The 11,369-nt window shown below is 45.9% G+C and carries 8 protein-coding genes; 5 read left to right on the top strand and 3 right to left on the bottom strand.

The genetic code is table 11. The features are described 5' to 3' along the window. The 4 genes from L976_RS15445 to L976_RS15430 all read left to right on the top strand — a co-directional run. Positions 1–805: iron-containing alcohol dehydrogenase (locus L976_RS15445; RefSeq protein WP_047540585.1), on the top strand; the 805-nt coding region annotated here is incomplete at its 5' end. Positions 806–1,490: 685 nt separating this feature from the next. Beyond that, entirely contained in the window at positions 1,491–1,862 is a 372-nt protein-coding gene (locus tag L976_RS15440) for a hypothetical protein (RefSeq protein ID WP_037416019.1), read from the top strand. Between the two features lie 708 nt (positions 1,863–2,570). Continuing rightward, positions 2,571–3,869 carry an NAD(P)/FAD-dependent oxidoreductase gene (locus L976_RS15435; RefSeq protein WP_037416017.1) on the top strand — a complete coding sequence of 433 codons (1,299 nt, stop codon included), beginning with the start codon at positions 2,571–2,573 and terminating at the stop codon, positions 3,867–3,869. A 74-nt stretch (positions 3,870–3,943) separates the two neighbouring features. Further along, positions 3,944–4,156, top strand: a complete 213-nt coding sequence (locus L976_RS15430) for a hypothetical protein (RefSeq protein WP_037425550.1) — start codon at positions 3,944–3,946, stop codon at positions 4,154–4,156. 37 nt (positions 4,157–4,193) lie between these two features. Here the strand turns inward: L976_RS15430 and L976_RS15425 are convergent, their stop codons facing one another. The 3 genes from L976_RS15425 to aceB all read right to left on the bottom strand — a co-directional run bounded on the left by L976_RS15425 (position 4,194) and on the right by aceB (position 8,043). Continuing rightward, the gene (locus L976_RS15425; protein ID WP_007646510.1) at positions 4,194–4,562 is read right to left on the bottom strand and encodes an acyl-CoA thioesterase; all 369 of its coding nucleotides are present in this window, start codon (positions 4,560–4,562) and stop codon (positions 4,194–4,196) included. 374 nt (positions 4,563–4,936) lie between these two features. Then, positions 4,937–6,259 carry an isocitrate lyase gene (gene aceA / locus L976_RS15420; protein WP_037416008.1) on the bottom strand — a complete coding sequence of 441 codons (1,323 nt, stop codon included), beginning with the start codon at positions 6,257–6,259 and terminating at the stop codon, positions 4,937–4,939. Positions 6,260–6,393: 134 nt separating this feature from the next. Further along, entirely contained in the window at positions 6,394–8,043 is a 1,650-nt protein-coding gene (gene aceB / locus L976_RS15415; RefSeq protein WP_047538100.1) for a malate synthase A, read from the bottom strand. Between the two features lie 835 nt (positions 8,044–8,878). Here aceB and L976_RS15410 point away from each other — a divergent pair. Further along, positions 8,879–11,347: a TonB-dependent receptor gene (locus L976_RS15410; RefSeq protein WP_047538096.1), complete on the top strand. Its 2,469-nt coding sequence runs from the start codon at positions 8,879–8,881 to the stop codon at positions 11,345–11,347. Positions 11,348–11,369: the final 22 nt, after the last annotated feature.

Raw genomic sequence — 11,369 nt, 5'->3', positions numbered from 1 at the left:
CATCAAAGACTACGAAGGCTTAGACCAATCCGCTAAGCCACAACTGCCATTAGTAGCCATTAACACCACCGCCGGCACCGCCAGCGAGATGACCCGTTTTTGTATCATCACTGACGAAGCTCGCCATATCAAAATGGCAATTGTCGATAAACACACCACCCCATTACTGTCTGTGAATGACCCAGAGCTGATGCTGAAAAAACCAGCAAGCCTCACTGCTGCAACGGGCATGGACGCGCTGACCCACGCGGTTGAAGCCTATGTGTCTATCGCTGCGAACCCAATTACCGATGCCTGCGCCATTAAAGCCATTGAACTTATCCAAGGCAACTTAGTGAATGCGGTAAAACAAGGCCAAGATATTGAAGCCCGTGAGCAGATGGCCTATGCGCAATTCTTAGCGGGTATGGCCTTTAACAACGCCAGCTTAGGTTATGTGCATGCCATGGCGCACCAATTAGGCGGTTTCTACGATCTGCCCCACGGTGTGTGTAACGCCCTCTTATTACCCCATGTGCAAGAATACAACGCTAAAGTGGTACCGCATCGCTTAAAAGATATCGCCAAAGCGATGGGTGTCGATGTTGCCAATATGACGGATGAGCAAGGTGCTGCGGCTGCAATCACCGCGATTAAAGCCCTATCCGTTGCGGTAAATATTCCAGAAAACCTGACGTTACTCGGGGTTAAAGCGGAAGATATTCCAACGCTGGCTGAAAACGCCTTGAAGGATGCCTGTGGTTTCACTAACCCTAAACAGGCAACCCATGAAGAGATCTGCCAGATCTTCACGAATGCGTTATAAGTCATACAAGCTCTAACGCCTATCAGCGCGCCAATTGACAGGATGTTGTTCGGCTAGCGCAAGCTAACGACATAGAATCGGCCCAAACAAGTTCCCTTGTTTGGGCCTTTCTTTTTATGCATCAAAGACACCTTTAACACCACATCATCACAGCAAAAACCGCCGTAACGCCTTAATCTTCGGCAATTGAGATCGCGCAGATCGAAAATTCCATCAAATAGCGCAAAAACGTGATCTTGGTGTGTTACATGCTGTTACAAATCCGCTAGACTGGTTCCAGTTCGCTTTTTCCCTGCAAAAGATGAAGCCAGCTGAGAGGCCCGTTTTAAGGAACGGGCCTCTGTCCATTCAAGCCCTCATCAACCATGCACTTCCCTCATATTTTGCTAATGTTAAATAGCATACTCATCAAAACATTTTTATACCTATCATTAATTGGTGCTTTATTGCGCAGTAGTTAAGCAAAAACGAATTTGAGTGCAAAACTGAGAGATAGCCCAAAGTTATTCGTTAAAAACTCATGCTAAATAACAGCTATGGCAAATAAATTAACTCGCTCATTTTTATATAAAAACACTTGTAAAAACGGTGATTTATCTAGGACGGTATCAGCGTAATTAATGATTGACCGAATTCAAAAACGATGCCTATGATGGCAGCAACATCCTCTACAGGTAGGTACGCTATGACAGCAATTACTCATGTATATAACTACACAGTTAGATGTCCGCATTACAAAGATCCCGAACATACCGCAAGTTGGTTAAACCACATTGAATTAAACCAATCGAGTGAAATTGCATTAAACCGTATCACCAAATGGCATGAACTCTCAGGCACTAAATCCTTTGAAACCAGTAAGTTTGTCGTCCGTAAAGCCGAAAATGAAGAAGCCTATTTTTCGATGCAAAGCGATAGACTTAAAAATGATGGTCATGCGCTCGTCACCTTTAAAATTTTCCTCGATACCTGTTGCGACAAGGCCGCTCCTGAAGAAATTATGCAGCACCTAATCCAAGACTATCAGCAACGTTTAGCCAAGCTAGAACAGGCATAGAACACCATTCGCCGTGGGCATGTAGCGTCAAATGCCCAATTATCCCAAAGGCCAAACCAACGTTTGGCCTTTTTGTTAAGTACTTTAGTCAAAGCTGCAGCAAGCAATTGTGATCTCATGCCTAGGGCGTGTTGACGTTTCAGTTTTTTGGAGCAATTTGGCTGGTGTTTATACAAGGCAAAATCCGTGCTGTGTAATCATCCGACATAAACGGAGAATAACGCAGCAGAAACGCTGCCCGAAGAGTTCGTCAGACAAGCACATGCTCTTACTTTCTGTCATTAAGAGCGCATGTCATTTGAGTAGAATAACTACGCATTATTCTTCGTTTCGCGAGCACTGGCTTGTCGGAATGAAATGTAATCTCGATACATCAATGCGCCCTAGGATTTAGTTAACTGATGACGATGGTGCTCACAAGCGGCATAAAGCGTTTCAGTTCAAAGAACTCTCCCGACACAAACAGGTGAGCCAGCGCACACTTCACCCAAAAGTGACACGACACATATCACAATTTGCGATCAGCATAATCATACACTCAACCCCCATAAAAAAATAAGACTAATAAAATCAATAAATAATCATTATTCCTGACTCACTTCCCAACATATGGCCTCATTGCTTGAGACATAAAGCTAAGGTTAATATTTTGTTTCACAACCTTACCCTCTGCACAATCTAACAACACAACGAATAGGAATAAGCGGCATGGCTATAGCAAACATTGTTATCGTGGGTGGTGGTGCTGGCGGGATGGAGATTGCGACAAAATTAGGCCACAAACTGGGGCGCAAAGGAAAAGCAAAGATAACGTTAATCGATTGTGCTGAAAGCCATATTTGGAAGCCACTACTGCATGAGGTTGCGACTGGCGCACTCGATGTTGGTATCGACGCTTTAAGCTATCGAAGCCATGCAGCCGCCCATGGCTATCACTTTCAACAGGGCGCTATGACGGATATCGATAGACAAAACAAACAAGTAGTGCTGTCTGCGATTTGTGATGATAAAGGTGATGTACTACTCCCATCTCGTCATATTGATTATGACTATTTAGTGGTCGCCATTGGCAGTATCGCTAATGACTTTAACATTCCAGGCGTACGTGAACATTGCCAATTTCTTGATAATACAGAGCAAGCAATGGCAATCCGCAAAATTTTGCTGAATAAGTTTCTCCGTTATGCAAGCCATAGCCTGCTGGCCGATAAAATTAAAATTGCTGTTGTAGGTGCAGGGGCCACTGGAGTAGAAATGTCTGCGGAAATGCACCATGCCGTGGATCAGTTGCGCGGATTTGGCTATAACATCGATTCACGTCTTTTGGAGGTCACCCTCATTGAAGCTGATAAACGGATTTTACCTAAAGTAGAAAAGCGCGAAATTTCAGACTCAGTGACCAAAGAATTAGCCGCGCTCGGCGTTAAGGTCATGACTGAAACACGAATTAATCAGGTGGATGAAACGGGGCTGACCACAACAGATGGGCAGATGATCCCCGCCGATTTAGTGATCTGGTCTACAGGGGTAAAGGCACCGGATTTTCTGAAGGAAATTGGTGGACTAGAAACCAACCATATCAACCAGTTGGTGGTAAAACAGAATATGCAAACCAGCCGCGACCCGCATATTTTTGCAATCGGTGACTGTGCTGCTTGCCCACAACCCAACGGTACTTTTGTTCCACCAAGGGGGCAATCAGCACGGCAAATGGCACTCATGACGGCCGACAATATCATGCTACTGCTTGCAGGACAAGACGCCCGTCATCAGTATGTTTATAAAGATCTTGGGTCGCTCGTTAACTTGTCGAAGTTTCATACCGTAGGCAACTTGCTGTCATTTATCGGCGGTGGAGTGATGGTCGAAGGTAAAATCGCTCGCTTTGTTTACACTTCTCTCTATCGGCGACATTTAATTGAACTGCACGGTGTGGTAAAAGGCAGCCTTTTAATGTTTGCTAAAGGTATTAGTCGCATTATTCATCCCCATCTCAAATTGCATTAGCAAGATTATTAAGGCGTTTTGCGTAACTATTTGGTATCTTGCGAGGCAACCGTTAGTTTTCAGGATGAATAACCATGAAAAAAGCAACACTCCTCATACTGCCATTGCTACTTGTCACCACGGCCTGCGCCGATTTAAAGGATGCGGGGCGCGCTATCGGCACCACCACTAAGGATGTCACCAAAGAGATTGGTCATGCCACCCGCGACACCACCAAAGCCATTGGTCATGCTTCAAGAGATGCAGTGAAATCGGTCAAAGAAGATCTTACTAAAGACTCAGAGTGACGCCCATGCGTCACTCTGCTTTATCGGGGCTCAATCCTTAGGCCGCATTAGCACGAATACCATGGGGAACCGGTAATCCCTGCGCATTCACATTTACAAACACCATCTTATCGATACTCACCACTGGCGCCTGCGTCATCTTATTACGCACTTGGCAACTGACCGTAATGGAACTGTGCCCGAGGCTGACAAGCTCTAAGCCAAATTCCAACACATCCCCTTGGCGCGCCGGCGTCATAAAATTGATTTCAGAAATCAGCTTAGTCACATGGCTGGTGCTTTTCATCTGGCATGCAGCAAAGATAGCCGCCTCCTCGTCAATCCAACTCAATAACTGGCCGCCAAATAGGGTATTTGCAGGATTTAAATGTTCAGGTTTGACTAAACGACGACTGTAATATTTCATGACGGTGACCTCACTGTGAATGCTAAGTTTTACGGCCAATTCACAGCATTATTTAGGCCAAGATAAATAGCCATTGAATAACAATGAGATAGTATTAAGTCTTTGTAAAACGGTTAAAAAATTGCACCAACTCGAGTCAGAGTTGCACCAGAATAATCAATTAGATAAAAAAATAGCGACTCAGAGAGTCGCCAAGCACAGGCAAGCAAAGTATTGACTGGGTGGGAAGTTAAGTCACAAGAGTTGACTTAAAAACCCGTGCAGCACATGTAGGCGAACTGCACGGGGGACAACAGCTGCAATGCAGCTAAACACAGGGTTTACGGGTACAACATCTTACGGGTAGAACCTATTCGCGATACAACAGACTTCGCTTAAAACTGCTCTTCTTCAGTCGAGCCAGTCAGCGCAGTCACCGATGAATGACCACCTTGGATAACCGTAGTCACTTGGTCGAAATAACCTGTGCCCACTTCCTGTTGATGCGCCACGAAGGTGTAACCTTTCTTCGCTGCCGCAAACTCAACTTCTTGAACTTTCTCAACATAATGCTTCATACCTTCACCACGAGCGTAATCGTAAGCTAGGTCAAACATGTTGTACCACATGTTGTGGATACCCGCTAAAGTAATGAATTGGTACTTGTAGCCCATGTCTGATAGTGCTTGTTGGAAACGGGCAATCGTTGCATCGTCCAAGTTTTTCTTCCAGTTGAACGAAGGTGAACAGTTGTAGGCCAGTAATTGGTCTGGGTACTGAGCATGGATTGCCTCAGCAAAGCGGCGTGCTTCTTCTAAGTCAGGCTTAGCGGTTTCACACCAAATTAAATCCGCATAAGGGGCGTAGGCTAGACCGCGAGAAATCGCTTGGTCGAGACCTGCGTTAACGCGATAAAAACCTTCATTGGTACGCTCGCCAGTCACAAAGTCACGATCGTACGGATCGCAATCAGAGGTTAATAAATCCGCTGCGTTCGCATCGGTACGGGCAATAACCAGCGTTTCAACACCGCTTACGTCGGCAGCCAGACGTGCTGCAACCAGTTTTTGTACCGCTTCTTGGGTTGGCACTAATACTTTACCGCCCATATGGCCACACTTTTTCACAGAGGCTAATTGGTCTTCAAAGTGCACACCGGCGGCGCCTGCGTCGATCATTGACTTCATCAATTCGAACGCATTCAGTACGCCACCAAAACCGGCTTCCGCATCGGCAATAATCGGCAGGAAATAATCGACAAAGTTTTCATCTTCCGGATTAACCCCATTGCTCCACTGGATTTGGTCAGCACGGCGGAAAGAGTTGTTAATACGTGAAACGACCGCTGGAACCGAGTTAGCTGGGTATAAAGATTGGTCTGGGTACATAGTGCCCGCTAAGTTAGCGTCGGCCGCCACTTGCCAACCTGACAGGTAAATCGCTTCGATACCGGCTTTGGCTTGCTGTACAGCTTGGCCGCCAGTCAGTGCACCTAACGAGTTCACATAACCTTTTTTTGCGCCACCGTTGACTAAATCCCACAGTTTAGCAGCGCCGCGTTTGGCAATGGTGTTCTCTGGAACAATTGAACCACGAAGTGCCACGACTTCTTCTGCAGTGTATGGGCGACGAACATTTTTCCAACGTGGATTCTCTGCCCAATCTTTTTTGATCGCGTCAATCTGCGCCTGACGTGAAGTCTGTGTTGCCTTAGTCATAGTGTCACTCCTTTCTGTATGATGTTGTAGCAAGTGACGCTGCCCCACCGCGTCACCCTGCCCATTGGTTTAATTGACGGTTTCACCGCCATAACGCATTCCATAGGACGCATTAAGTGTTAACGCATTTATAATTAAGCAGTTAGCATCTCGTAACCGGGTAAGGTTAAGAAGTCGACCAACTCATCCGAAGTGGTAATATCCTCAAGCAATACCGCCGCTTGGGTAAATTTGCCGTGAGTGAATCTGTCACTGCCCACTTCTTTTTTCACGTTTGCTAACTCTTCCACCAGCATGTCTTTAAACAATTGTTTCGTGACAGGTTTGCCGTTTGAGAGTGACTTGCCATGTTGGATCCATTGCCAAATCGAGGCGCGGGAGATTTCCGCCGTTGCCGCATCTTCCATTAATCCGTAAATCGGCACACAACCGTTGCCACTGATCCACGCCTCAAGGTATTGCAGAGCGATGCGAATATTCAGGCGCATCCCTTGCTCAGTGCGCTCGCCATCACAGGGCTTTAATAACTCAGCGGCGAGAATCGGTGCATCCACATCACGGGTGATATGCAATTGGTTTTGATGATCTTGGCCGATATATTCGTTAAAAATCCCCATCGCCGTATCCGCAAGACCAGGGTGAGCGACCCAAGTCCCATCGTGACCATTGCGAGCCTCAAGCTCTTTATCCTTACGCACCCGTTGCAACACGGTTTCGTTCTGAGCGGGATCCTTCGCTGGAATAAAGGCCGCCATGCCGCCCATCGCCAGTGCGCCACGTTTATGGCAGGTTTTGATCAGCAGTCTTGAATAGGCACTTAAGAAAGGCGTATCCATAGTCACTGCTTGGCGGTCAGGTAACACGCGGTCGCTATGGCGCTTTAATGTTTTGATATAACTAAAGATATAGTCCCAACGACCACAGTTCAGTGCGACGATGTTTGAGCGTAATTCATAGAGAATTTCGTCCATTTCAAACACCGCGGGTAAGGTCTCAATCAAACAAGTACATTTGATGGTGCCAGGCTTCAGGCAGAATCTTTCCTCAACAAAAGCAAACACTTTTGCCCACCAACGTGCTTCGATATGGCTCTCGAGTTTAGGGATGTAGAAGTAAGGACCACTGCCCTTCGCCAGCAATTGGCGATAGTTATGGTAAAAGTACATTGCAAAGTCGAATAACGCGCCGGGAATGGACTGCTGGTTAAATTCAACGTGCTTCTCTTTTAAGTGCAGGCCACGCACACGGCAGATTAATACCGCAGGATTTGGGCCTAACTTGTAGTGTTTACCGGTTTCAGGCGCTGTGTATTCAATCTCACCGCGCACGGCATCACGCAGGTTAATCTGACCTTCCACTACTTTCTGCCAGCTCGGTGCTAAGGAGTCTTCAAAATCCGCCATAAACACTTTGGCATTGGCATTAAGTGCATTGATCACCATCTTACGTTCAACGGGACCGGTGATTTCGACACGGCGGTCAAGTAGGTCGTTCGGAATACCGCGGATCTTCCATGCGCCGTCACGAATAGCGCGAGTTTCAGGTAAAAAGTCTGGCAAAGCCCCTTTATCGATACGCGTCTGTCTGTCTTTACGTTTGGCGAGTAAGGTGGGCACTTCAGCTGCAAATTCCCGGCAAAGTGACTCAAGCAACGCCAGCGCACCTTCGGTAAAAATCACTTCTTGGCCAGGGATAGTATTTCCCACTATGGTCAGCGTGCCATTCGCAGTGGTCTTATTCTGTGCCGAATTCAATTGCTGCTCACTTAAAGTTTGTTCCGTCATCTTCTCACCCTCCCAAGAGGCAAAACTCTTGCTCGTTTACGACTCATTACCAGTAAAGACATGGGTAACATGTACAAACATTCACCGCAAAACATTCAAATGTTCGTTTAGAACCAAAACTTACAGACAAACATTTGTATTTGCAACTATCCAAAAGTGTCATGACAGCTAAAAAATTTGACCAAAAACCGTGACAAAATTGGTCTGACCAAAGTGATTTTTAAAATATAAATGCATGATTTAAAATGACTTTAAATCAAAGCGATAATTACTATTTTGGTAGTAGTGAAATTTGTCTGACAACTTTACCACTTTAAGCGCATTGTAATTTTATACGTAATTAAATTACACAATGAAAATTAATATATACACCACTTTTACCTTATTCGACCTAAGTAGAAAACAGACAGCGTTTTGAACTCCACCTTAAGGAAAGCGAGTAAAACCAACAAAAACAACAAGTTAACAAAATTGAAACACCACGCAAATTTAAACACTCGTTTAAATGTTACGTTTACGTAAACAGTAATTAGGATAGGATGAGAGTGATAGGGATCACGGGTTATGTTTCTCGATCAAAAAGCCGAGTCGATGTGGTTAACCCAAAAAATAAATCACTTTTTTATAAAAAAAATGAAACAAATTAGAAATCTGGCTAAGAGTTGCTTCAAGTTGCGCGCCTAGTGGCGGCAAAACTCACCACAGGATTAATCCACAAACCGTTAATCATACGTAAAGATGACAAACATTTAACTCCCAAGACCTATCAATCAAAGGTTGCAATGGTTATGAAAATCATTATCATTCGCGACCATTCTGTTTGGGGGAACTTTATATGTCAGTATCACAACCTATATTTCGTTTATCACTTATTGCACTCGCCTGCCTCAGTGCTTTACCACATACCGCTTTTGCCGATGACACACCCTCTGCTCGCGATCAAAACATCGAACGCATAACGGTCTACGGCAGACAAAACTCCGTAGTGAAAAACTCTGGGCTTGCGACTAAGTCAGATATGTCCTTGATGGAAACCCCTGCGGCGGTAGTTATCGTTGACCAAGAGCTGATTAACAGCCAAGGAGTCGACAATCTTCAAGACTTAATTCGTAATATCAGCGGGGTGACTCAAGCAGGCAATAACTACGGCATTGGGGATAACTTGGTGATTCGCGGCCTCGGTGCAAACTACACCTATGACGGCATGTATGGCGGAGCTGGCCTTGGTAACACCTTTAACCCCACTCGCTCTTTAACCAATGTGGAATCCGTTGAGGTCTTAAAAGGCCCAGCAACAGGACTCTACGGCATGGGCAGCGCGGGCGGTGTGATCAACCTGATTGAAAAGAAACCGCAATTTGAGTCCAAACACAAATTCACCACTGAAGTTGGCCAGTGGGATACTTACTCGCTCGCCATCGATAGCACGGGTGGAATCACCGATGATCTTGCTTATCGTTTAGTTGCCAAAACCGCCCGCAGTGAAGGCTACCGTGATTTAGGCGCCGATCGTGATGAAGTGTTCGGCTCACTCAAGTGGGTATTAAGTGATAGCCAAGATCTGATGCTATCCGGCGCGTATATCAAAGACGCCATTGCCGTTGACTCCATCGGCCATCCAATTCGCATCTACAATGCCGATTCAGTCGGCGGCAAAACAGCAGGCGAAGTCACTTGGCAAGATTTGATAAACGATCCTAAAGGGCTGGGCATACAACTGACTGACGAGCAGCGTCAGCAATTGGCGGCATCACTCGCCAGTGGTGATGGCTTAACTCCCTATTCGTTCGGTGACGCGGGATTAATTTCTCCCATGGCAAAAGATAATGAAGGTGAAGAATTAAGGTTCAAGCTGACCCACAATATCTACTTTACCGATAATCTGTTCCTTAATCAGCAGTTGCAATATCGCGACTACACCACAGGTTTTGCCCGTCAAACAGGGGCTTACAACTATGTGTACTGGAAGCGAAACATCAAGATTGGTGGCGTATCGACTGATGTGATTAACCAGGATCCCCGCGCGCCACTGGTTGAAAATGGCGTGCTCTATCCCTTTGCCGCCAGACGTCAGGAATACCGCCAACTCGATGCCGAAGAAACCTCATGGCAGTATTTTGCTGATCTACGTTACGACTTCCAAATCGGCAATATCGACAACGAATTACTGGTGAACGCTAACTACGAAGACCGCGATATTCGCCTCGAGCAATTCTCAATTTACGATGCAGATCAAGTCATTAAAGACAAGAAAAACAACGTCATCTACCGTGGTTCGCTGCCATACATTTACGATATCCGTAATCCAAACTGGGGAACGGGTAAATTTGCCGACTACGATCCACTCAAAACCGCCAACTACAACAAAAAAGTCAGCGCTTGGGGTCTAGGCGTGCAGCATGTGGGTTATTTAGGTTATGGCTTTACCACCCGTGTTGGCGTGGCCTTTAACGAAATCAAACAGAGCTATGAGCACTTAGGCTTGGATGAGCGCTACAGCGCGAGTCAAACGAGCCCAACCCCTGAGGAAGATAGTAAAGATAATGGTGTCACCTACAACTTGGGCTTAACTTATATGCCCATTGATGATTTATCGTTTTTCGTCAATCACTCAAAGGGCCGCACCGCCTATAGCATTTTAGGCTCAATCACTGGGGAAAATACCGACCGCGAAGACTCAGAATCCGTCAGTAACGATCTCGGTATGCGCTTTAAAGCCTTTGATGATCAGATGCTAGCATCATTGGTGTTCTTTAAAAGCTCACGCACTAATGTGCCTTACAACAACCCAGACTATAACGCTGGCGTGTCAGGTGCCGAGGTGCCCGTATACTTTTACGATGGCAGCGAAGATACCAAAGGGGTCGAGTTAGATCTTAATGCCCACCTAAATGATCAGTGGCGAGTTAACTTTAATGGCATGTACCAAGATGCAAGGGATAAACAAAACCCAAATAGTTTAACCTACAACAGCCGCCAAAAAGGGGTACCCTATGTGACCGCCAGTGCTTGGGTGACCTATGGTGCAGACTGGTTTGCCTTATCCAGCCCTATTGAGCTGAGTTTAGGCGCCAAGTATGTGGATGATAGAAGCACCCACTCAACAGACTTTGGCATCCCTGATGGATATGTGCCGAGCTACACCTTAGTGGACTCTGCCATCAGCTACGCCACCGACTCTTGGAAGTTACAATTGAATATCAATAACCTATTCAATAAAGACTATTACAGCAAAGCGATGTTCCTCGGTGGTATGCCGGGCGAAGAGCGTAATGTGAAGCTGCAATATAGCTACAGCTTCTAAGCTGTTTTCCTTAAGCCCATAA

The sequence above is a fragment of the Shewanella sp. ZOR0012 genome (assembly GCF_000798835.1).
In the GTDB taxonomy this organism is placed as follows: Bacteria; Pseudomonadota; Gammaproteobacteria; order Enterobacterales; family Shewanellaceae; genus Shewanella; species Shewanella xiamenensis.
The sequence above is the reverse complement of the archived record's forward strand: the minus strand, read 5'-3'. Positions and strand labels throughout refer to the sequence as shown.

Excerpts from the sequence above, each read along its gene's own strand:
- L976_RS15440 (WP_037416019.1), top strand. The coding sequence starts at position 1,491 with ATGACAGCAATTACTCATGTATATAACTACACAGTTAGATGTCCGCAT.
- L976_RS15435 (WP_037416017.1), top strand. The coding sequence starts at position 2,571 with ATGGCTATAGCAAACATTGTTATCGTGGGTGGTGGTGCTGGCGGGATG.
- L976_RS15430 (WP_037425550.1), top strand. The coding sequence starts at position 3,944 with ATGAAAAAAGCAACACTCCTCATACTGCCATTGCTACTTGTCACCACG.
- L976_RS15425 (WP_007646510.1), bottom strand. The coding sequence starts at position 4,562 with ATGAAATATTACAGTCGTCGTTTAGTCAAACCTGAACATTTAAATCCT.
- aceA (WP_037416008.1), bottom strand. The coding sequence starts at position 6,259 with ATGACTAAGGCAACACAGACTTCACGTCAGGCGCAGATTGACGCGATC.
- aceB (WP_047538100.1), bottom strand. The coding sequence starts at position 8,043 with ATGACGGAACAAACTTTAAGTGAGCAGCAATTGAATTCGGCACAGAAT.
- L976_RS15410 (WP_047538096.1), top strand. The coding sequence starts at position 8,879 with ATGTCAGTATCACAACCTATATTTCGTTTATCACTTATTGCACTCGCC.